Annotated in this window: 18 protein-coding genes, 1 tRNA gene and 2 pseudogenes; 3 read left to right on the top strand and 18 right to left on the bottom strand. The window is 70.7% G+C overall.

The genetic code is table 11. From position 1 onward, the window contains the following. Positions 1-7: 7 nt before the first annotated feature. The 7 genes and pseudogenes from ACIG36_RS07965 to ACIG36_RS07935 all read right to left on the bottom strand — a co-directional run bounded on the left by ACIG36_RS07965 (position 8) and on the right by ACIG36_RS07935 (position 6,258). Positions 8-1,951 (bottom strand): proton-conducting transporter membrane subunit, encoded by a 1,944-nt coding sequence (locus tag ACIG36_RS07965; RefSeq protein WP_399923720.1) that lies wholly within the window; start codon positions 1,949-1,951, stop codon positions 8-10. Then, positions 1,948-2,253, bottom strand: a complete 306-nt coding sequence (gene nuoK / locus ACIG36_RS07960) for an NADH-quinone oxidoreductase subunit NuoK (protein WP_399923717.1) — start codon at positions 2,251-2,253, stop codon at positions 1,948-1,950. Before nuoK ends, ACIG36_RS07965 begins: the two co-directional genes overlap by 4 nt. Next, a complete protein-coding gene (locus tag ACIG36_RS07955; RefSeq protein ID WP_399924020.1) occupies positions 2,250-2,813 on the bottom strand; it encodes an NADH-quinone oxidoreductase subunit J in 564 nt (187 codons plus the stop codon). The genes nuoK and ACIG36_RS07955 overlap by 4 nt, the downstream gene beginning before the upstream one ends. A 30-nt stretch (positions 2,814-2,843) precedes the next feature. After that, the gene (locus ACIG36_RS07950) at positions 2,844-3,770 is read right to left on the bottom strand and encodes a complex I subunit 1 family protein (RefSeq protein WP_399923714.1); all 927 of its coding nucleotides are present in this window, start codon (positions 3,768-3,770) and stop codon (positions 2,844-2,846) included. After that, positions 3,763-4,989, bottom strand: a complete 1,227-nt coding sequence (locus ACIG36_RS07945) for a hypothetical protein (RefSeq protein WP_399923711.1) — start codon at positions 4,987-4,989, stop codon at positions 3,763-3,765. Before ACIG36_RS07945 ends, ACIG36_RS07950 begins: the two co-directional genes overlap by 8 nt. Continuing rightward, positions 4,980-5,339, bottom strand: a complete 360-nt coding sequence (locus tag ACIG36_RS07940; protein ID WP_399923708.1) for an NADH-quinone oxidoreductase subunit A — start codon at positions 5,337-5,339, stop codon at positions 4,980-4,982. The genes ACIG36_RS07945 and ACIG36_RS07940 overlap by 10 nt, the downstream gene beginning before the upstream one ends. A gap of 73 nt (positions 5,340-5,412) precedes the next feature. Continuing rightward, a pseudogene (locus ACIG36_RS07935) lies at positions 5,413-6,258 on the bottom strand (class I SAM-dependent methyltransferase). Between the two features lie 42 nt (positions 6,259-6,300). Here ACIG36_RS07935 and ACIG36_RS07930 point away from each other — a divergent pair. Continuing rightward, positions 6,301-6,903 (top strand): TetR/AcrR family transcriptional regulator, encoded by a 603-nt coding sequence (locus ACIG36_RS07930; RefSeq protein ID WP_399923705.1) that lies wholly within the window; start codon positions 6,301-6,303, stop codon positions 6,901-6,903. Positions 6,904-6,931: 28 nt separating this feature from the next. Here ACIG36_RS07930 and ACIG36_RS07925 read toward each other — a convergent pair whose 3' ends face one another. From ACIG36_RS07925 to ACIG36_RS07875, 11 genes are all read right to left on the bottom strand, one after another. After that, complete coding sequence (locus tag ACIG36_RS07925) at positions 6,932-7,675, bottom strand: hypothetical protein (RefSeq protein ID WP_399923703.1); 744 nt, start codon at positions 7,673-7,675, stop codon at positions 6,932-6,934. A gap of 55 nt (positions 7,676-7,730) precedes the next feature. Further along, complete coding sequence (locus ACIG36_RS07920; protein ID WP_399923700.1) at positions 7,731-8,960, bottom strand: DUF1015 domain-containing protein; 1,230 nt, start codon at positions 8,958-8,960, stop codon at positions 7,731-7,733. A 79-nt stretch (positions 8,961-9,039) separates the two neighbouring features. Continuing rightward, a complete protein-coding gene (locus ACIG36_RS07915; RefSeq protein ID WP_399923697.1) occupies positions 9,040-10,341 on the bottom strand; it encodes an MFS transporter in 1,302 nt (433 codons plus the stop codon). Continuing rightward, on the bottom strand, positions 10,338-11,480 hold the full coding sequence (locus tag ACIG36_RS07910; protein WP_399923694.1) for a PLP-dependent cysteine synthase family protein: 1,143 nt from the start codon (positions 11,478-11,480) through the stop codon (positions 10,338-10,340). Before ACIG36_RS07910 ends, ACIG36_RS07915 begins: the two co-directional genes overlap by 4 nt. 847 nt (positions 11,481-12,327) lie before the next feature. Beyond that, entirely contained in the window at positions 12,328-12,795 is a 468-nt protein-coding gene (locus tag ACIG36_RS07905) for a DUF6153 family protein (RefSeq protein WP_399923691.1), read from the bottom strand. Between the two features lie 326 nt (positions 12,796-13,121). Beyond that, entirely contained in the window at positions 13,122-15,380 is a 2,259-nt protein-coding gene (locus tag ACIG36_RS07900) for a heavy metal translocating P-type ATPase (protein ID WP_399923688.1), read from the bottom strand. A 98-nt stretch (positions 15,381-15,478) separates the two neighbouring features. Continuing rightward, a complete protein-coding gene (locus ACIG36_RS07895; RefSeq protein ID WP_399923685.1) occupies positions 15,479-15,775 on the bottom strand; it encodes a heavy-metal-associated domain-containing protein in 297 nt (98 codons plus the stop codon). 358 nt (positions 15,776-16,133) lie between these two features. Continuing rightward, positions 16,134-17,081 (bottom strand): hypothetical protein, encoded by a 948-nt coding sequence (locus ACIG36_RS07890; RefSeq protein ID WP_399923682.1) that lies wholly within the window; start codon positions 17,079-17,081, stop codon positions 16,134-16,136. 108 nt (positions 17,082-17,189) lie between these two features. Then, positions 17,190-17,501, bottom strand: a complete 312-nt coding sequence (locus tag ACIG36_RS07885; protein ID WP_399923679.1) for a hypothetical protein — start codon at positions 17,499-17,501, stop codon at positions 17,190-17,192. Between the two features lie 796 nt (positions 17,502-18,297). Continuing rightward, the gene (locus tag ACIG36_RS07880) at positions 18,298-18,564 is read right to left on the bottom strand and encodes a heavy-metal-associated domain-containing protein (RefSeq protein WP_399923676.1); all 267 of its coding nucleotides are present in this window, start codon (positions 18,562-18,564) and stop codon (positions 18,298-18,300) included. After that, on the bottom strand, positions 18,561-19,601 hold the full coding sequence (locus ACIG36_RS07875) for a sulfite exporter TauE/SafE family protein (RefSeq protein WP_399923673.1): 1,041 nt from the start codon (positions 19,599-19,601) through the stop codon (positions 18,561-18,563). Before ACIG36_RS07875 ends, ACIG36_RS07880 begins: the two co-directional genes overlap by 4 nt. A gap of 648 nt (positions 19,602-20,249) precedes the next feature. Here ACIG36_RS07875 and ACIG36_RS07870 point away from each other — a divergent pair. Both ACIG36_RS07870 and ACIG36_RS07865 read left to right on the top strand, forming a co-directional pair. Beyond that, positions 20,250-20,417 (top strand): annotated as a pseudogene (locus tag ACIG36_RS07870) (cation transporter); the annotation flags it as partial. A gap of 288 nt (positions 20,418-20,705) precedes the next feature. Beyond that, positions 20,706-20,776: transfer RNA gene (locus ACIG36_RS07865), tRNA-Pro, on the top strand. Positions 20,777-21,015: the final 239 nt, after the last annotated feature.

Here is a 21,015-nt window from a genome sequence, read left to right as displayed (position 1 = left end):
TGCGGGGTCACCTCACGAGGACGAGCACGAGGGCGAGGACGGTGAAGGCCGTGACGGCCTGGGCGAGGTACTGGTGCAGCTGCCCGGTCTGCGGCCTGCGTGCCCACCGGCCCAGCACGCGCGACGCCGTGGCGACGCCTTCCACCACTGCGTCGATCACCCGCTCGGGCTCACGGTAGGTCACGTCGGCCAACACGACTGACCGGCGCGCGGAAGCGTCGACCGCCCGGTCGATGCGCGCCTCGGCCTCACGGTGGATCCAGCCGGCGAGGTCGAGGGCACGACGCGCCGCCCCGGTGACGGCGCGGTCGAGAACCTTGTCGTCGAAGACGGCCAGGGCACGGGCGGTCTTGATGACCGGCCGGACGACGAGCGCATGAGCCGCGCCCTCCAGACCGAGCCAGCCGTCGTACCAGGACCTGACCCGGTGAGGAACCGGGAGCGGCCGTGCCCCCCAGGACCACACGACCACCGAGACGAGGACGGAGATACCTCCGGAGAGGAAGAACTCCCATACCTGCACGGTCGCCGCGCCCATGCCGAGCACACGGTCCAGGGCCTCCCGCAAGGGCGGCAACGCCACCGCCGTCAAAGCCAGGCAGCACACGGCCAGAGCGAGCAACGACCCGTTCGCGAGACGCGCCGCCGACCGTCGGCCCGGCTCGGTGCTGCCGACCGCTTCAGTGGGGGAAACGGGCCGCCACACGAACCACAGGGCCTTGACGCTGTACACGGCGGAGATCGCGGCAGCCGCCAGTCCGAGCGCGTACACCCCGGTGCTGTCCTCCAGGGCGCCGGCGAGCAGGACGTCCTTCGCCGCCCACAACGACAGCGGAGGCAGTCCCGCCAGGGTCAGCGCGGCGACGGTGAAGGCGAGACCAGGTGTTCGAGCCCGACGGGACGCCCCACGGAGCGCGGGGAGCGTCTTGGCTCCGAGCACGGTGAGCCAGGCGCCGGCCACGAGGAAGGCGAGGCTCTTCGCGGCGGCGTGGGCGATCAGCTGAAGCGTTCCGCCGGTGACGGCCCCTGCCCCGGCGGCCAGCACCATGAAGCCGATCTGGGCGCAGCTTGACGCGGCCAGGAGCTGCTTGAGGTCGGTCTGCGCCACCGCCACCAGGCCCAGCGCCACGGCCGTTGCGGCCCCCGTCCAGGCGACGGCCGGTCCGCCCCAGCTCGTGGCGCTCAGCAAGGGGCCCAGTCTCAGCAGCAGGTAGGCGCCGGCCACGACCATCGTCGCCGAGTGCAGGAGTGCCGAGACGGGGCTGGGGCCCTGCATAGCCCGGGAGAGCCAGAAGCTGAACGGCAGCTGGGCCGACTTCCCGAACGCGGCCACGACGGTCCCCGCCGTCACGACCGACAGCCACGGCTCGGCCAGGCGGGGCAGGCTGTCGAGGGCCAGGGGCCCGGTGCGGGCGCCGGCCAGGGCGGCGCCCGTGGCGAGGTAGAGGCCGAGGTCGGCCGCGCGGGTCGTGAGGAAGGCGGTGTTCGCGGCCCGTACCCGCTCCGGCCCGCGCCACCAGTAGCCGATCAGCGCCCAGGACGTCGCGCCCATCACCTCCCAGCCCATGAGCAGCACGGTGAGCGTGGCGGCGGTGACGGTCGTGAGCATGGCGCCCGCGAAGACGAGCATCAGACCGTAGAAGCGGGCCCTGGCCTCGCCCGGTCCGATGTTCCATGTGCTGAAGAGCAGCACGGCGAACGTGATCGCGGTGACGGTCACCACCATCACTCCGGAGAGCCCGTCGATGGTGAGCCGGACCGGAAGGTGTGCCAGGAACGGCGCCTGGACCGAGGCATGGTGAAGGGCGCTGACGCAGGCGAGGACGACCTCGGTGAAGGAGATGGCGACGGCGACCGGGGGAGCCACCCCGTCCGCGGGACGTCCGGCGGCAGCGAGGAGCACCCCGGCCGCCAGCGGCAGCGCGACCAGCACCCATGGCAGCAGGTTCACTCCTTCAGCTCCGCGGCCATGTCGGTCATGTCGACCTCCCGGGCCCTGAAAAGCGCTGTGACGACCGCGAAGCCCATGGCCATCTCCACCGCCATGACCGTGACCGCCAACACGATCAGGACCTGCCCGTCGGCGGCTGCCGGAGCGATGAAGTGCCAGACGGCGGCGACGGCGAGGATGATGCCGCCCAGCATGAGCTCGAGTCCCATCATCAGCATCACGATCGACTGCTGGGTCAGCGCGCCGAACAGCCCGACGCTGAACAGCGCGGCGGCCACCAGCAGCAGACTCTCCAGGTTCACCGGCCGCCGCCGCCTCGTACGGGGTCGTCGGCAGGCCGCGTGCGCAGGTCGTCGCCGAGACGGTCGTACCGCCCCCGGTGGGTGGCGAGCACGACCGTGGCGACGATGGTCGCGAAGAGGGCCATGCCCAAGGTCATCATGGTGAGCATCTGCGGCCCCATCAGCGACATGCCGAGCGCCTCCGTCGGGTCCTTCGGCGGACCCTCCCGGCGAGCGGGCCAGGGGGCGAGCAGGATGCCGGCGACGAGGGCGGTGAAGACGGCGGCGCAGATGGCGACCGCGCCCTTCGTGTTGTGCACCATGGTCATCGGCATGAGCCCGGCCGGGTTCATCATGTACATCACCATGAACACCGCCATGATGGCCATTTCGATGGTCATCATCAGGATGGTCACCACGCCGAGATAATCGAGCCCCAGCAGCACCACCTCGCCGCCCACGCAGAGCAGTGAGGTCAGCAGGGAGTAAGTGGCCCGGGCCATGGAGTCGAACCGGAACACCATGACCCCGGCGGCGACCGCCGGCACGGCCAGCGCCCAGAAGACCACAGTGTCGGACACCACGCGCTCAGCCCCCGTTCCCCATGCTCATCAGTCGAGTACGACGACGGCGACGAACAGGGCCTGAAGCAACGTCAACGGCACCAGGACGACCCAGGCCAGCTCCATGTAGCGGTCCATCCGCAACGTCGGGAAGGCGCGGCGGCCCGCCACCAGTACGGCCAGGACGACGGCCGTCTTCAGCAGCGTCCAGACCCACCCGGGCAGCACCGGCCCGTGGCCGCCACCGAGAAACAGCGGCACGCTCATGCCGGCGCTCACCACGAGCAGCAGCCACCGGCCACCCAGCAGCATCAACCGGTCCGCCCCCGACCATTCCGCGACAGCGCCTCCCGCCGCGTCACGGCCGACCGGGTGGCCGAACGGTCCCCAGAAGGACATCGCCATCGCGCTGAGCAGGTAGACCACGAAGGCGGCGGGCATCCAGACCACGAACCACAGCCCCTGCTGCGCGTCGACCACGTCACCGACACGCAGCGAGCCCGCTCCGAGCGCCGCCGTGGTCAGGGCCAGCATGTGCGGCAGCTCGTAGGCCAGCCCCTGAGCGAGGAACCGGTAACCGCCGATCAGGGACAGCGCCGAGTTCGGCCCCCACCCGGCCAGCCACACCGCCGCCCAGGCCAGTGCCTCCATCGCGTTGAACCACACGATGCCGACGTCGAGGTCGCTCACGGACCGGAAACCCAGCGGCAGGACCAGGCCAGCGAGGACGGCGGCCAGCGGCAGGAGGATCACCCCGCTCCGGCCGAGGGCGATGTCGGCGGCGGTCGTACGACGACGCCGTTGCCCGAGGAGCCTCAGCGCCTCCCGCAGCGGCCCGGTACACCGGGACAGCGCATTCGCTCGGTCTTCCGGCCCCCTCGTGAGCGCGGCGTCGAAGCCGGCGGTGACGAGCGCGGCCATCACGACGAGGACCAGGAGGACGACGGTCGCCCACAGCGGGGCCGCATCACTCATGCATGGCTCCTCCCGACACCCGGGGGCCGGAGAGTTCGTCGATGTCCGGGTCGAGGCTCGCCAGGATGATCCGCGCGGCCGCGAACTCGGCCCCCTCCAGGAGTCCGGGCAGCACGGTCAGCAGGGCCAGCGACGGCGTACGGTTGTCATCGACCCTGCCGCGAGGGCCCATCGCGTCCTCGCGCCCCAGCACCCGGTCGTCCTCGAAGCCATGGGCGGCACCGGCGACTTCGTCCAGCCAGACCAGGAGCCGGCCGTGGGCGTCACCATCCGCGACGGCCGCCGGACCCGTCACCCCCGCCTCGTGCGCCCGCCGCGCCGACAGCTCACCGAGGCCGCCGATGGACCACCGCAAGGTACTCGACCGCTCCACCCGCCGGGCGAGGCCCTGGACGTCCCGGCGCACCGCACCGCTCGGCACCCCCGCCAGGACCGAGTCGCGCAACCGACGGGCGTGGGCAGCCGTATCGCTCCACCCGGCGACGGCCAGAAGGCGGCCCATGCTGTCCAGATGCGCTGCGCACCGGCGGCGAGCGGCTGCCCCACGCGACACTCGTTCGCCGCGCGCGGCCCGCTGCCACGGCTCGCTCCAGAAGGGGATGCCTTCCGGTGGTACGGGCAGGTGCCGGACCTCCACGCTCTGCACCACGTCTCCTTGGAGGGCGACCTGGAGGACGAGCCCGGAGGGCCAGTCGGCGAGCGACGGGCCCAGCGACAGATGCAGCCGGTCGAGCTGGAGCCCGTCCCGGTCGTCGGCCCTGTCCGCCATGGGAAGTCCCGCGATCAGAGCTGTCTCGTCCATGCCGTGGTTCGCGTGACCGCCGCCGTGATGCCCGTTCCCGTGCCCGTGGCCGCTGTGCTTCTCGGGCGGATCCGTGCGGCTGTGCGGGACGTCGATGACCTTCCCCGGCTTCTCCAGGAGCCACCTCCATCCCTTGTCCAGCGCCAGCGGTACCTGGGCGGGCTCGGTGACGGTCACCCGGGCCCGTGGCAGAGGAACGGCCCGCCAGAGCTCCTCCAGCCACGAGGCGCACTCGGCTGCGGGCGATCCCGCGACGGCCAGCAGGTCCGCCTCGGCCGGCGAACCCGCCGACCGCCACCGGCGCCGGCAGACCTCGGCCTCGACCGCCAGGCGCACCCGAGTGGCACCCGGTACCGTCACCAGGAACACCGCAGGCCGGTCGAGCGCACGGCGCAGGACCGCCCCTCTCAGGCCCATCGGAGGGCGCCCTCGCGCCAGGCATAGACCACGCCCGCGAGCAGGATGCCGAGGAAGGCGAACATCTCGATCACCGCGCTCATCCCGACCTCGGTCACCACCCTCACCCACGGGTACATGAACAACATCTCCATGTCGAAGGCCAGAAAGATCATGGTGACCGCGTACCAGCGCACGTGGAAGCGGGAGAAGGCGTGCTCGCGGGGAACTGAGCCGCCGCTGAACGGGACCGCCGGCACGGGATCCGGTGCTCCGCTGAGCCACAGCCCCACTCCGTACACGGCACCGATCCCCGCCAGCACGACGGCGAGGAGGACGAGCACGGGCTCCCACGCATTCACCCCCGGCATTGTGAGCGCCCGGCGGGCCGGTCCCTCGCAGACTCGCCTGACGGCGCCACGTCCGGCGGAATGAGGGGGCTCGCTACATCGGCCGGTCGGCCGTGACCAGCCAGGCAGTGCTGCGCAGGAGCACCGCGCCGTCCTTCTCGTGATTGCGCAGGGTGTCCGTGAGCCTCTGACGGGCTCGTTCCTGGATCTCATGTCCGACCTGGTTGGTCAGGTGACGGCCGGGACCGGGGTCCAACAGGAAGGCGGCCGCGTCGTCGGCGTCCCGGCCTCACGTCCCGTACGCCTCGACGTGTGTGATGTGAGGGTGCTCGAATCCTGCGGCGGACAGCACGTCGCTGACGCGATCCGCTTCCGCAAGGGAGAACATTCCCGGTCCTCCCGCAGCGCCGAAGCCCCCGACAGGCAGGATGTCGCGCAGTGAGGCGATGGCCTGGAGCCACTCGTTGCCCTCGGGCTCGGCGGCACAGACGAACGCCACCCGGCCACCGGGACGGAGCGCGTGAAGGACGTTGGTGAAGGCGGCGACGGGGTCGGCGAAGTACATCACACCGAAGCGGCTGATCATGACGTCGAACGTGTCCGGTTCGAGTGGATGGACCTGGGCGTCTCCGTGCTCGAACGTCACGTTGCCGAGGCCCTCTTGCTCTGCGGACCTGCGCGCGCACGCCAGCATCGGCCCGGAGAGATCCAGCCCCAGAGCCCGGCCGTTTCGGGCCCGGCGCGCGGCCAGTCTGGTCGTGCAGCCGGCTCCGCAGCCGACGTCCAGTACGCGGTCGTGCTCGTCGATCGCGGCAGCGGTGAACAGGGGCTCGTTGAAACCCGCGTTCACAGCGCCCCAGCGCTCCTGGTTCCGGGCCCAATGGGCGCCCTCGTAACCGTTCCACGCCTGGCTCTGCTCGGATGTGAAGGTCTGCGGCATACGGACGAGAGGGCTCTTGAACTCGTCACGGGAGAAGCCCCTGTGTCACCGCGTGGAGTAGCGATCAACGATGTCCGCGAGCGGCTCTTCGACGCCGCGGAACGGGTCCTGGCCCGCGAGGGCCCGGCCGCACTGTCCAGCAGAGCGATCACCGCCGAGGCGGACTGCGCCAAGGGCCTGCTGCATGCTCACTTCGACGGACTGGACGCATTCGTCGCCGAGCTGGTCCTGGACCGGTTCGCGCGCACCGCACGACAGGCCGCAGAGCTCCCTGCGCGAGCGGGCCACGCGGACGTGGCCGGCAATCTCGTCGCGATCGCGCTGACCCTGCTCGACTCCCTGAACCCCGCGGTCGTCGCCCTGGCCTTGACCCGTCCCGCCGCCACCCTCCGGATCCGCCAGGCGCTGGAGGCCGGTGCGCCCGGCTTCACCGTGATCCAGGACGCGGTCACCTCCTACCTGGACGAAGAGCGGCGGCTGGGACGCCTCGCGAAGGAAACCGACACGGCCTCGGTCGCGCTCGCCCTCGTGGGGACCGTCCACCACCTGCTGATGACGAGCTGGGCCGGTGCGCCCGACCCCCGCGAGCAGACGGAGCGACTGGTCGCCCAGCTAGTCGCTCCCAGCCTCGGAGAGCGGTCGTGACCGGCAGGGCGGCACTGGTCGACGTCGATCAGTGGGAGTGACCGCCCTTGTGGGGCTGCTCCTGCTTGGCGGGAGACGGTGGAGCTGACGGCCCTCCGGAGGCCGGCGCCGCAGGTGCTTCTTCCTCGGAGTGCTCGTCCTTGTCCGCGGGCTCCTCGGCGCCGTGGCTGTGACCACCACTGCCCGCCGGCCGCTCGGCGATGATGTCGGCGGCCAGCTCGCGAAGTCCGGCGAAGGTGATGAGCGCGACGACGAGGACTCCCAGCCCGAAGACGCTGAAGATCCGGCGCCAGGGCTTTTCCGCCTCCTTGAGGACGTAAGCGACGAAGGACACCGCCATGCCCATGGGGACCAGCATCGCCGCGCGGTCCGGGAAGTCGTCGAAGTGCTGGAGGCCGCCGCTGAGCATGCCGATACCGAAGGAGAGCATCAGCGAGGCGCCGATGACCAGGAGCATGCGCGGCAGGGCCGAGCGTTCGCGCTTGAGGATGAACTCGTTGAGGACGGTCGCGGCGAGGAAGACCAGGACGCCGTAGCCGGCGATCCGGGTGTAGCGGGCCGGGTCGAGCGGGTGGTGCACCACCGCGCCGCTGACGAGTCCCGCGCCGACGAAGTACCCGACGTAGCCGAGGTAGCGCCCGGGCAGCGAGTCACCCCTTCGAGCCCGGCGCGCACGGCGCGAGCCTGCCCGGCGGGCCGCCGCACGACCGGGTGCGGGGGAGTGGAGAGGCTCTGCGGCGAGGGGACGTTCGGCGAGGTGGTGCTGGGACAACGGGTTTGCCTTTCGGGGTGGTTGAGGAGAGAGGGAGAGAGCGAGCGGCCGCGGCTTACGACCCGTCGAGGCGGCGCATGATCAGGCCTACGGCGGGTTTCGGGCCGAACGAGGTGGACTTCCGGGGCAGCATGACGCCTGCTCGAGCCAGGTCCCGTACGTCGCCTTCGGCCATGGCGGGCAACAGAAGAGCGGTACCGCTGCCCGGCCGGGCCACGGCCGCCGTCGCCTCGGCGACGTCGTGGACGTGGCGGACGGCGCCGGGCAGGTCGGGCACCGACCAGGTGTGGGACACCAGCAGGTGGTCGGCGACGGCCGCGGGGAGAGCACGCCACTGCCGGGGCTTGCCGAGGAGGGCTTCGTTCAGTGTCTGGGGGTGAGGGGTGGTGATCGTCCAGGCTCGTCCGGCGCCCGTGAGCACCATTTCGCCCGGCCCCGGCGGGCGTGGCCCCTCCGGCAGCGGACGTACACGCGCGACATCGGAGGCGGCTGCGGCTGCCTTCTCCGGTTCCACGCCGGGTATCACCCGATGGATCGCTGAGAGTCGCAAGGGGACAGCGGAGGAATCCACCAGCAGGGCCAAGGCACTGCGCCAGGGGTTCGGGCCCGGTCCGTCGTGCCGCTCGCGGAGGTTCCGCAGAGCGGCGTAGCGATGGTGGCCGTCGGCTATGAGGGCCGGATGCCGGGTCAGTCCGGCCGTGAGGACGGCTTGTTCCTCCGGTTCGGTGCAGGCCCGGAGCGTGTGGGTGATGGCGCCGGTCCGGACGACGGCCAGGGCAGGTCGGCGGACGATGCGGTCCATCAGGCGTGCTGCGGCCTGTGTCGTGGAGTCGCAGGCGAGCAGGAGCGGCTCGGGCTGGGCGCGCAGTGCTGCCATGAGCGCGGCTCGTACGGTGACCACGTGTGGTTCGACGTCCTCGTGCGGGAGGACCGTGCTCCCGCCGGTGGCGGGAAGGTCCAGTGCACCGATGACACCGCGCTGGAGCAGTTCGTGGCCGGCGTGCTGCTGGTAGACGTACAAGGCGGGACCGGCGTCCCGGACGAGCACGCCACCGCGCAGCCAGCGCTCCATCTCTATGGCTGCTGCCTGGGGGTTCTTGGCGTGCAGCAGCCGGGTGATGTGGTGCGGCCGGGTGAGAAGGGCGCGTACGCGGGCCGGGCCGATGTCGTCGTACGGGGGACACACCACGGTGGAGAGGTCTCCGACGCGGTCGGGGTCGTAGCGGATTCCTTGGAAGGGCTTCAGCGGCGGGACTGCGTGGCCGCGGAGAGTGGTGGCGAGCATGGATGCTCCTGGAAGTTGGGCGTGGCCGGTCCGGGGGCGGGCACCGCGAGGTGTGCCCGCCCCCGGGGAGTTCGGCGGATCAGGCGGTGACGGTGGCTTGCCGGTCACGTTTGCCGGTCGCGGCTGGCGTCAGGCGGCCGGTGCGGTGCAGGCCGAGGACGGCCAGCGCGCAGACGCCTCCGGTGGTGGCGAGGACCAGCCAGGGGAGTGCCGGGGCGCCGGCGGAGCGGGCCGTGTCGAGTGCCACGCCGGTGAGGAGGTTGCCGATGGTGATGCCGATGCCGCAGATGGTGTTGTAGAGGCCGTAGTGCGTGGCCACGTACCGGTTCTCGGCCAGGGCGACGATCGTGTCCATCTCGAAGGGGTAGGCGAGCATGGTCCCCAGCGCGATGAGGAGTGCCGAGAGGAGCGGCGGCACGACGGCCAGTGCCCAACGGCCCGGTCCGGCGGCGGGCACCGGCACCGCGGTGGCCGCCAGGAGCGGCAGAAAGGCGATGCCCAGGGCAGTCAGTCCGGTGACCAGTGACCTTCCGGCGCCCCAGTGTTCCTTGCACCAGGCCGTCAGCCGGGTCTGCCCCAGGATCGTGGCCAGGCCGGAGGCAGCGAACAGCAGCCCGACGCCGACCGTTCCGACCTGCTCGCTGCCGGCCAGGCGGCGCACTTCCAGGGGAAGCGCGAGGTAGACCTGGAAGGACAGCGCGTAGGAGCCGATCATCGCGAGGGAGAACAGGAGGAACGGCCGGTTGGACACCACCGTGCGCCACTGGGAGAGCACCGACGTCGCCGGGCTGTCCGGGTCGTGCGACGGGGTACGGGCCGGCAACGCGCGGATCTGCACGATCGACAGCACGGTGAAGACGCCGGCCGCGACCAGGCAGGTCAGGCGGAAGCTCACTCCCGTCAGCGCCACTCCGACCAGCGGGCCCAGGAGGATGCCGGCCTGGTAGAAGACGTTGAAGAGTGCGAACGCCTCCACCCTGCGCTCACCGGCGTCATGGGCGAGGTAGGCCCGTACGGCCGGGTTGAACAGGGCTCCCGCCAGTCCGGTGGCCGCCGATGCGGCCAGCAGCGCGGGCAGGGAGTCGACGATCCCGAGGACCGCGAAGCCGACGATGCGCAGCATCAGCCCGGTGATGATCATTGGCTTGTAGCCGAAGCGGTCGGCCAGGGTGCCGCCGAAGAAGAACATGCCCTGCTGGCTGAAGTTGCGCACACCCAGGACCAGCCCGACCGTCCAGGCGGCCATGCCCAGGTTGCCCGACAGGTACTGGGCGAGGTAGGGCATGAGCATGTAGAAGCCGAGGTTGATGGTGAACTGGTTCGCCATCAACAGCTGGACGCTGCGGTCGAACGTGCGGGCTTGCGACAGCGGATTCTTCACGACCGGTCCTCGCCGTCCGTGCTGGGCGCACTGTCCGCGACGGTGGTGTCGTCCCGTTGTGTGGTCACCGGATCGACGACGGTTGTGCACCGGGTCCAGCGGGTGACCTCCTTTTCGTCCGGCCGTCCCACGACCTCGGGTTCGACCGGCGGCGGTCCCTCGAGGAGACCGTGGGCGGCGCAGTAGTCGTCGTCGTAGACCGTGCCGAGGTAGCGCTGCGGGCCGTCGGGGAAGACGGCGGCGATGCGGGTCTCGGCGGGCAGCGTGCGCGCGAGCCAGCCGGCGACCAGGGCGACCGCGCCGACGCTCCAGCCGCCGGTGGCGTAGTGGGACGCGGCCAGCCGGCGGCAGGTCCACACGGCCTCGGCGGGGGAGACCCAGTGCACCTCGGAGAAGTGCTCGTAGGCGACGTTGCGGGGGTAGATGCTCGATCCGAGACCGCGCATCAGCCGGGTACGGGCGGGCTGACCGAAGATCGTCGAGCCTATGGTGTCGACGCCGACCAGCTTCAGTTCCGGATAGAGGCTTCTCAGGACGCGGGAGATGCCGGCGGAGTGGCCACCCGTACCGACGCTGCACACCAGGACGTCGATATGGCCGAGCTGGGCGGCCAGTTCGAGGGCGAGCGGAGTGTAGGCAGCGACATTGTCGGGGTTGTTGTACTGGTCCGGCACCCAGGAATCCGGGTGTTCCTTCCGTAGCCGGTCGACGTGCTCGCGGCGGGCCTGCTGCCAGCCGCCGGCCGGGTGCGGCTCGGAGACGACGTCGACGCGGGCCCCGTAGGCGGACAGCAGCCGGGTCATGGACGGTTCCAGGCCGGGGTCCGTGACCAGGGTGACGGGGTGCCCGTAGACCATGCCGGCCAGAGCGAGCCCCAGCCCGAGGGTGCCGCTGGTGGACTCGATGATCCGGCCGCCGGGCCGCAGGTCGCCACGGGCACGGGCCCGCTCCACCATGTGCAGGGCGGGACGGTCCTTGATGCCACCGGGGTTGAAGCCCTCCAGCTTGGCCCAGAAGCCGCGCCCGGCGGGGGCGAGGGGCTCGGACACCCGCAGGACGGGGGTGTCGCCGACCAGGCCCGAGATGCCGGAGGTGCTCGGGTGGGCGGAACTGACGTGCTGGGACGTCAGGGGGTCCATGGTTCGCCTTTCGGTCGATGCGTTGGTGAGGAGTGCTCGTTCCGCGTGTCCGGTCCGGGCGCGTTCTCGGCGCGCTCCTGAGCGGCTCCACGCGGCGGCCGGATGACGCCGGCCGGATCGGCGAGCTCCTATTTCCGCCACCGACAGAGGCGGGCGAGCCTCTCCCGGCCCGATCGCTCGCTGTTCGCTCCGTACAGCGCGCGGGCAGGGGCAGGCGATGGGGGCAGTACGTTGACGGGCTGGTTCGTCAGAGCGCCTGAGGGGTCGGGCCCGTGCGTGGGGTGGGGCGCGGTGAGGTCGGCGCGACGCTGAGCCGCTTGCTGGCACGAGGTGCAGTCGTGCGGAGCGGGAGTGCGGTGAGTGGAGCTGTGACCGACGGATGCGCTGTGGTGGCCGGCGAACCCGTCCATCACCCGCGGGACGCCGTGCGGATGGCCGGATGCGTACGTGGGCAGGGGGCAGCCCACCAGGAGCAGCAGCAGACTCCCCACGACGACTGCCGGAAGCCAGCGGGCGAAGCGGAAGTGGTGTGGTGTCGAAAGCCGCAGGCATTTACGGCTCTTGAATGCGGGCGTTGGGGGCAGAGGCCATTTCCATCCATGGCCCCCGGGCGTATTGCGCGGCACAGGCACTCCGTACGACGTCCACATCGGCCGGAAATTCCGGGTGTGTGGAGGCGGGTCAGACGGGCGGCTGGCGGTGCCAGGGCATAGCGCAGTGTCGTGCCTCGGAAATCTGAGGAACGCTGCGATGCGGCACCAGGAACCGGAGGCAATGGGCTATGAGTTCAAGATGAACTCAGCATGCATGCCGGGCGAAGCCCGACCGGTTCCGGAGAGCCTGGCTTCTAAATGCGCAGGATGTGTACGGCTGCCGACGACGGGCGTTCGGGGGCGCTTGCAGGCAAGCTGACAGTCGCCGCGGCCGGGGTGCTCAACGCGGAGACGGTGCCGAACGGCATCGGGCACTCGGGTGCGGAGAGGTCCGGGCCTTCCTGCGGCTTACCGGACGCGCATTCCTCGGCTGCGTGAGCGGTCTCGTCGTTGCCGTGGTGACCGTTGGTGTCGTCCTGCTTCAGCACAGTGGACGACGCGGAACCAGGGTCCGAACCTCCCTGTGCCTCATGGCTCTTGCCGGTATGCACGAAGGTGGGCATGGCGACCGGGCTGCCGGTCGAGTGGCTGACGGCGCTCTCGCCGCTGATGCCGTGGGTGTAGAGGAACCCGAACAGCAGCAAGGCCAGCCACAGCAGACGCGACGGACCTGCCACCGGGCGGTGGCTCCGTCGACGGAATGTGGGCTGGGCCGAGACCATGACGTGATCCTAGCGTCATGCCGGCCCGCTCATGTCACCGCACCGTCCCAACGGTGTGTGAATCAGCCAACGTGCAGTTGCTGTATGGGCATTACGCCTCAGTTCGTCTCCGCTATCAGTACGCAAAAGGTCAATCGTTTCGCCTGTCCGGGAATGTTCGGCTCCTGGAAGTTTGGGCGACTTAAACGCTCCGTAATTATTGAGCGTTCAGCCATCAGGAGCTGCCGTTGAGCTTTGCGGAGCTCTCGGATACTGCCGGATTTCAACGCGGCGCGCCCGGCACCGCGAATGCGGTACCGGGCGCGTGAGCCGGGCGGTGAGGGCTGTCAGTGCGCGCTGCGGAAGCGGCGGAGGCGGAGGCTGTTGCCGACGACGAAGACCGAGGAGAAGGCCATCGCGGCTCCGGCGATCATTGGGTTGAGCAGGCCGGCGGCGGCGAGGGGAAGGGCTGCGACGTTGTAGCCGAAGGCCCAGAAGAGGTTGGACTTGATGGTGCCGAGCGTCTTGCGGGCGAGGCGGATGGCGTCGACGGCGGCGAGGAGGTCGCCTCGTACGAGGGTGAGGTCGCCGGCCTCGATGGCGGCGTCGGTGCCGTTGCCCATGGCGAGTCCGAGGTCGGCCTGGGCGAGGGCGGCGGCGTCGTTGACTCCGTCGCCGACCATGGCGACCGAACGTCCCTCTGCCTGGAGGCGCTTGACGACGTCGACCTTGTCCTCGGGCATGACCTCGGCGATGACGTCGGTCGGGGCGATGCCGACCTCGGCGGCCACGGCCTCGGCCACGGCCTTGTTGTCGCCGGTGAGCAGGATCGGCGTCAGGCCGAGGGCGCGGAGCCGGGTGAGGGCTTCGGCGCTGGTGGGCTTGACGGCGTCGGCGACCTCGAGGACCGCGCGGGCCTGGCCGTCCCAGGCGACGGCGATCGCCGTGCGGCCGGTGGCTTCGGCGGTCTCCTTGGCCTGCCGCAGTGTGTCGGGGAGCGTGATCGCCCATTCGGCGAGGAGCTTCTCGCGGCCGACGAGGACGGCGTGACCGTCGACGACGCCCTGGACGCCGAGACCGGCGATGTTCGCGAAGTCCTCCGGGGCCGGCAGCTCGCCGACCTTCCCGGCGGCGCCCGCGGCGACGGCCTGGGCGATGGGGTGCTCGGAGGCGTGCTCCAGGGCGCCGGCCAGGCGCAGCACCTCGTTCTCGGTCTCGCCCTCGGCGAGGTGGACGCCGAGCAGGGTCATCTTGCCGGTGGTGACGGTACCGGTCTTGTCGAGGACGATCGTGTCGACCTTACGGGTGGACTCCAGGACCTCCGGGCCCTTGATCAGTACGCCGAGCTGCGCGCCGCGTCCGGTGCCGACCATGAGGGCGGTCGGGGTGGCCAGGCCCAGGGCGCAGGGGCAGGCGATGATCAGGACGGAGACGGCCGCGGTGAAGGCGGCGGTCCAGCCTTCGCCGGTGGCGACCCAGAAGCCGAGGGTGGCCAGGGCGAGGACGATGACGACGGGGACGAAGACGGCGGAGATCTTGTCGGCGAGGCGCTGGGCGGCGGCCTTGCCGTTCTGGGCGTCCTCCACCAGCCTGGCCATCCGGGCGAGCTGGGTGTCGGCGCCGACACGGGTGGCGCGGACGACGAGACGGCCCCCGGCGTTGACGGTGGCGCCGGTGACCGCGTCGCCGGCGGACACCTCGACGGGGACGGACTCGCCTGTCAGCATGCTCGCGTCGACCGCCGAGCTGCCGTGCTCGACGACGCCGTCGGTGGCGATCTTCTCGCCGGGGCGGACCACGAAGCTGTCGCCGACGGCGAGTTCGGAGACGGGGACGCGGACTTCCCGCCCGTCGCGCAGCACGGTGACGTCCTTGGCGCCCAGCTCCATCAGCGCCTTCAGCGCGGCTCCGGCGCGGCGCTTGGAGCGGGCCTCGAAGTAGCGCCCGGCCAGGATGAACGCCGTCACTCCGGCGGCGGCCTCGAGGTAGATGTTGCCGCTGCCGTCGCTCCGGGACAGGGAGAATTCGAAGGGGTGGGTCATGCCCGCCATGCCGGCGCTACCGAAGAACAGGGCCCACAGGGACCACAGGAACGCCGCCGACGTACCGACCGAGACCAGGGTGTCCATGGTCGCGGCACCGTGGCGAAGGTTGGTGAAGGCGGCCTTGTGGAACGGCCAGGCGCCGTACACGACGACCGGTGCGGCCAGGGTCAGGGACAGCCACTGCCAGTTGGTGAACTGCAGTGCCGGGACCATCGCCATGGCGATCACCGGCACGGACAGGACGACCGAGGTGATCAGGCGCTGGCGCAGCGGCGCCAGGGTGTCCGGCTCGGGTTCGGTGCCGTCCGTGCTCTTCTCGGGGGCGGCCGGGGGCTGGGGGAGGGCGGCGGTGTAGCCGGTCTGCTCGACGGTGGCTATCAGGTCGGCCACCTCCACGCCCGCCTCGAAGACGACCTTGGCCTTCTCCGTGGCGTAGTTGACGGTGGCCTCCACGCCGTCCATGCGGTTGAGCTTCTTCTCGATGCGGGCCGCGCACGAGGCGCAGGTCATGCCGCCGATCGCCAACTCGACTTCGGCTGAGGCAGGGGCGGTGATGCTCATGATGCTCCTCGTGCGCGGACGGGGGTGGGGGTGGGACGGGATGGTGCTCGTGGACGGCGGGTCGGCAGGGCGTTGGCGGTCCGCCGTCGAGCCGAGGATCAGTGGGCGGAGAGGTTCTCGGCCCGGCCGGTGAGCTCGTAGCCGGCCTCGTCGACGGCGGCGGCGATCTGGGCGTCGTCGGGCTCGGCGCCGGTGGTGACGGTGACCAGGCCCGTGGCGACGTCGACGCGGACACCGGTCACGCCCGCCACGGCCGAGACCTCCTTGGTGACGGCCGTCTCGCAGTGGCCGCAGGTCATGCCCTGGACCTTGTAGACGGTGGTGATGCCAGCGGTCTTCTCGTCGCGTGTGGCGGCGGAGGTGGAGCAGCTGTTGTCGGGGGAGCAGCAGGACATGGGGTGCCTCCGGTCGTTGATCTTGGGTGGGCGCCTCGCGAGCGCCCTCGTAGAGATTTATACCCCCCGGGGGTATCTAGAGCAACCCCCGGGGGGTACCTGAATGCGAGGTGGACGCCTGTCGATCTGAGGCGGAAATGCCCTGGTTGATGCCGAAATGACGGCCCTGCGTCGAGGGAAGATGCGCGGGAGGGTCGCCCGGCTGTCGATACCCCCTGGGGTATCTCGCGATCGTCGTCGACAGGTACCGCAGGGTCTGCGGCCTCGGGCATCGCTGTGGTGCCGGCCCGGTGGGCCGGCACCCTGGCCAGGAGAAGGGTGGCGGGGCGCCGCTCGAGCGACGCCCCGCAGGAGTGGGTCAGCCGACGCGGAGGGTCAGTGCTGCGGTGTGGAGCTTGCCGCCGGTCTGGAACTGGAGGAACAGGCGCCAGTTGCCCGGCTTGTCGAGCTGGGCGTGGAAGGACAGATCGGGTCCGCCCTTGTCGCCGTTGACCTTGGTCTCCGGGTGGAGGTGGGCGAAAGCCTGGTCGCCCTCGTGGAAGGCGGTCAGGTGGGCGTAGGTGTCCAGGTAGGGCTGCAGGTCGGTGACCGGCTTGCCGTCCTTGCTGATGCTCACGGTCATCGGGCCGGCGGTGCCGGCCTTCAGCTCGCCCTTGACGGCCACGGTGTAGCCGTCGACCTCAGTGCCGGCGGTGGCCGCCGGGAGGGGGGTGTCCTTGGCGTCGCCGGGGACGGTGACGGTGCGGCTGAGGACGAAGTCCTTGCCCTTGCCCGGCCCGCTGTCCGGGGTGAAGGAGGCGTACGTCCTCCATGTACCGGGCTCGAGGGCGGCCAGGTCGGCGGTCCAGGTGCCGTCATCCGCCATGGTGGGGTGAAGGTGCTGGAAGCCGGTGAGGTCCGAGCGGATGGCGTAGAAGTGCATCCGCTTGGTCTGGTCGACGGCGAAGCCGGTGACCGGCTTGCCGTCCGGACTGGTGATCTTGAACTTGTACCCGGTGGCCTTGCCCGCGGGCAGTTCCTTGGCGTCGGAGACCAGGCTGTAGCTGTACTTGGTGTCGGACAGGCCGTCGTCCTTGCCCATGCTGCCGTGGTCCATGCCGGCGTGACCGCTGTGGTCCATGCCGGGCGCCGAGGAGGCGGACGCGGACGGCGTCGAGCCGTGCGAGCCGTGATCCATGCCGGGCATGGAGGAGTCCGAGGAGTCCTTCGAGGAGCCGCAGGCGGCGAGGGCCAGTGCGAGGGCGGCGGTGACGGAGGCGGCGGCGACCGTGCGCCGACGCGGAGAGACGCGGGAGAAAACAGACATCGTGTCGAGTCTTTCGAGGTGTGCGCGGCCTCGATGGGCACACGCGGGTGTACGGGACGGGAGCCGTGCCGGTTCGTGAGGGCCTTCCTCAGAACCGGGCGGCGGCTGTCACGTCCGCGCGACGCACACCTGGAGCAGCAGATTTCGTCCGCTTCTCGGCGGCCCACGGCGCCGAGACCGGCAGGCGCGAAGGCGGCCTGCCTGCTGCCATCCACCGAGGATCGCGAAGGCGAGGAGCACCAGCGGCCCGGCCGACGCCAGCTTGGCCTGATCACGTGCAGGGGTGGAGGTGCACAGCGCCCCCGCCATCATGGGCACGTCCGGCTTCGCCGAGGCATGGGCCGGCGAAGCGCCGCCGGCCAGGTGACGATCATGGCCCGCGACCGAGGCCGGCACGTGCCCGGCGGGATGCGAAGCCATGGGCATGGTGCTGCTTGCCGGGGCTGACACACCCCCGTGGCAGCCGTCCACAGCCGCAGCCGGATTGCCGTGCATGAGGAACAAACCGAGCAGGACCGCGCACACGGTCAGCGCGCGGGCTGCTGCTGCCCTGCGTGCTGGTGAGGTGTGGGTCACTGCTGAGGCCTTCCGAGGGGGTGCTGCCTTGAGAGTAGCGTTCCGCCCTGCGGCTCCGCCGAGATTCGTGCCACATCTGTCCTGGGTGAGGCGGATCGACCATGTGGCGGTTCCGGGACGTGTGACGTCGAGGAGCTGGAGCTTCGTCGCCGCGGGGCGGCAACGCGGGTCATCCGTAGGCGGAGGGAGTAGGGAATCGGAACCTTGCGGACATCGGGCCCGCGTCCCGCCCCGACCGGGAAGTGATCTTCGATGACGTACTGGCACGATCACGGCGTCAGTGGGTGGGGCTGGTTCGCGATGATGGCTAGCATGATCGTTTTCTGGGCGCTGGTCATTACCTTCGTCGTCCTGCTCTTCCGCGCCTTCAGTCGCAATCGCGCTGCCAGCGGTGAACACCCCACCGCACCGGGCGGGCCCGAGCAGGCTGGTCCACCCCGGAGCAGATTCCCGCCGAGCGGTACACGCGTGGCGAGATAGACGACGAGGAGTATGTCCTGTACCGCGTTTTCCGTAGGGAGCTGCGCTGGCATCCCGCCCCTGGCCAGGGCTTCGTCCAGGTGGTGCCGGTCGGAGAGTGACCCCCGAGGGGCCTGCCGACCGGGTACCCCCGGCCTGCAGGCCCGCGGACATCGCACGCTCACGGGGCGAGGGACGCCCGATACCCGGCGCGCTGAACCGCTGCGACCAGCTCGTCCCGCACGACCGGCCCGCTGCCACCGTCAAGGGTGACCGTGGTGCGCCCGGCCTTGACGTCGGTGCGGGATGCGCGCACCCCGGGAACTTCTTCCATCTCGTCGTCGATGAGCAGGCCGCAGCTGTTGCAGTGCATGCCCTCCACCAGCAGCACGACCTCGTCGGCCGTCGGCTGCTGCGGCTCCTGGCGCTTCCTGCCGAACAGCTTCATCGGGTGCCGCCTTCCTGGAAGTTGATGTTGCCGCTGACCATGCCCATGGAGCAGGTGAAGCGCAGGGTGCCTGCCTTGGGGGTGCCCAGGTCGACCTGGGTGTCGTCGTCGGTCTCGACGATCTCCTGGACGCCGAGGGCGGGGATGGTGAAGCCCCGCGCGCACCCATTGGCACCGTTGCCGTGCAGGACGAGCGTGGTGGGCACACCGGCCTTCGCGGTGATGGCGGTGGGGGAGTAGACGCTGGTCACGGTGACGGTGACGATCTGCTTGCCGGAGGCGTCGGTGCGTACCGCGTCAGCTGTCCCGGCGGCCTGGGCGGACTGGGGCTGGAAGGAGACCCAGCCGCCGGCCTGGAGGCCGGAACCGATCGTCCACAGGCCCACGGCCAGCACCACCACGCCGGTGATGATCGCCAGCCGGCCGGAGAAGGCACGGGCCGAGTGCCGGAAGAGGTAGCCGAGCAGTGCGAAGAGCGGCGCAGTGCCAAGCACGAACCCGGCCATCACTGCGGCTCCGGCTACCGGCGAACCGGAGGTGATGGCGATCAGCTCCACCGAGAGCGTGACCCCGCAGGGTACGAGCACGGTGGCCAGTCCCAGCAGCGCGGGAGCGAGGGCCGAGCGGCCCTTGGCCATCTGCCGCACGGCCCGGCCGAAGGAGGCCGGTGGCCGGAGCACCAGACGGCCGACCGCCTTGACACCGAAAAGATCCAGCGCGAAGAGCAGCATCAGAGCCCCGGCGGCCAAGAGCAGTACCGCCTGCGCGCGAGGACTGGGCTGCAGCGCGGCGCCGAACACTCCGAGAAGGGCGCCGAGGATGGTGTGGGAGACGAACTTGCCGCCGAGGAAGGCCCCGACCGGGCCGAGCGGCTCCAGGACCGACTGGGGCGGCGCCGCGGGGGATTGCGAGGACGAACTGCCCCGGCGGGTCACCGCGCCGGCGAGCAGCCCTCCTTGGACAGCGGCGCACGAGGCGCCGCCCGCGAGCAGACCGGTGCCGGCACCGGTGAGGAACAAAGCGATGGACGACGGCATGCGTCGACACTCCTGATCGGACAGGGTGGCACGCCGGTTTCAACAGCAGACGGGCGTGCCGGATCGGGCAGGGGAAGCACGACGTCCGGCCGGGCGGCGGCACGGCGGACGGTGTCCTGTCAGGTCCGGGACACGCACAATCTGTGAAGATCAGGATCTGATGCGTAAGGGGGCGGCGCGCCAGGCAGCGGCACCCAGCCCGCCGGAGAAGCGTCCACACGCTGCGCTTGCACGGTGACCGCAGTCCCATGGAGGCCGGGAGCCGGAGGGGTGGCGGTGGACGTGCAGTGGTCTCCGGCAGTCAGGCAGCTCGCGTCCGGCATCGCGGTGTCGGCCGGCGCCTTCGCGTCGCGGCCGTCGCCATGGGCGCTGCCGCCACAGCCGTCGGCGTGCGCCTGGGCAGTCTGCGCGACACCCATGCGGCCGGCATCAGCCATGCCCGGCATCGCCGCAGCCATGGCAGGGCGGGCGATACCGCTGAGGCAGACCAGGAGCGCGCACGCCAGCAGCACACCGGCCCAGGACCGGATGAGTGTCGGCGCGCTTCGCATCACGAGCCGAATGCTAGCCAACCCCGGCGAGTGATCTGTCGACCGTCCCGTCCTTCATCCCCCGGAAGCGGGACATGTAGCTGAGCCCGGAACCGACAACGCCACCCTCGGCTGGTCTTGGGCCGACCCCATCGCCGCCTTCGTCATCGCCGCGATCGCGGTCAAGGAAGGCCGCGACGCCTGGCGCGGCAAGGGCTGCTGCCCGGCCCCCGCCGCGGCGATCCCCGCACACGATCAGGAAGCGGACGCCTGCGGACGCCGACCGGATGATCGTCGATCGACTAATAACAGGCCCCACGCGACTCCGCCGGTAGGTCCAAGAAACGACCCAGCCGGCAGCGGGGTGTCGGCCGCCACCCGGTGCGTACTGGCTCAGGGGCTCCGGTCGGGCCGCAGTAGGCTGATCTTGTCGTCAGTCGACAACGCAGGTACAGGGGGAGGCGGCGTGGCGCGGCGAAGGCACTGGGGACCACTTGGGGACCACACGGTAGGCGCGCAAGTGGGCAACTTGCTCGTTACTGAACGAACCGCCCAGCCCATTTGTCCTGATTGCCGGTGGTGTGGCATCCCGACCCTTGACTGGGGGTCAAGGGGTCGTGGGTTCAAATCCCGCCGTCCCGACCAGCGATTTTCGCAGGTCAGAGGCCGTTTCCTCGTGATGAGGAGACGGCCTTTCTGATGTTTCGTCGGCTTCCGGCCGCAAGGCGGCCGCGGGCGCGGATGATCTTCCGGTCCGGTGCGGTGCTGATTCCCGGATTGATCCCTGGATTGGTCGTCCTTCGCGCCATCCGCGACCCACGAAGCCCGCCCACACCGCTCCGCTAGCATGTTCGAACTCGTGACGATCGCCGTCAACCGCCCGT

The organism is Streptomyces sp. NPDC053048 (genome assembly GCF_044547045.1).
Classification (GTDB): domain Bacteria; phylum Actinomycetota; class Actinomycetes; order Streptomycetales; family Streptomycetaceae; genus Streptomyces.
Note: the sequence above shows the minus strand (reverse complement) of the source record. Positions and strands in the feature narration are given on the sequence as shown.

Bases quoted from the DNA above. Each gene is read 5' to 3' on its own strand.
- ACIG36_RS07900 (WP_399923688.1), bottom strand. From the start codon at position 15,380: ATGAGCATCACCGCCCCTGCCTCAGCCGAAGTCGAGTTGGCGATCGGC.
- ACIG36_RS07945 (WP_399923711.1), bottom strand. From the start codon at position 4,989: ATGGGCCTGAGAGGGGCGGTCCTGCGCCGTGCGCTCGACCGGCCTGCG.
- ACIG36_RS07885 (WP_399923679.1), bottom strand. From the start codon at position 17,501: ATGGCTTCGCATCCCGCCGGGCACGTGCCGGCCTCGGTCGCGGGCCAT.
- ACIG36_RS07940 (WP_399923708.1), bottom strand. From the start codon at position 5,339: ATGCCGGGGGTGAATGCGTGGGAGCCCGTGCTCGTCCTCCTCGCCGTC.
- ACIG36_RS07890 (WP_399923682.1), bottom strand. From the start codon at position 17,081: ATGTCTGTTTTCTCCCGCGTCTCTCCGCGTCGGCGCACGGTCGCCGCC.
- ACIG36_RS07910 (WP_399923694.1), bottom strand. From the start codon at position 11,480: ATGGACCCCCTGACGTCCCAGCACGTCAGTTCCGCCCACCCGAGCACC.
- ACIG36_RS07950 (WP_399923714.1), bottom strand. From the start codon at position 3,770: ATGAGTGATGCGGCCCCGCTGTGGGCGACCGTCGTCCTCCTGGTCCTC.
- ACIG36_RS07920 (WP_399923700.1), bottom strand. From the start codon at position 8,960: ATGCTCGCCACCACTCTCCGCGGCCACGCAGTCCCGCCGCTGAAGCCC.
- ACIG36_RS07880 (WP_399923676.1), bottom strand. From the start codon at position 18,564: ATGAAGCTGTTCGGCAGGAAGCGCCAGGAGCCGCAGCAGCCGACGGCC.
- ACIG36_RS07905 (WP_399923691.1), bottom strand. From the start codon at position 12,795: ATGGTCTCGGCCCAGCCCACATTCCGTCGACGGAGCCACCGCCCGGTG.
- ACIG36_RS07895 (WP_399923685.1), bottom strand. From the start codon at position 15,775: ATGTCCTGCTGCTCCCCCGACAACAGCTGCTCCACCTCCGCCGCCACA.
- ACIG36_RS07875 (WP_399923673.1), bottom strand. From the start codon at position 19,601: ATGCCGTCGTCCATCGCTTTGTTCCTCACCGGTGCCGGCACCGGTCTG.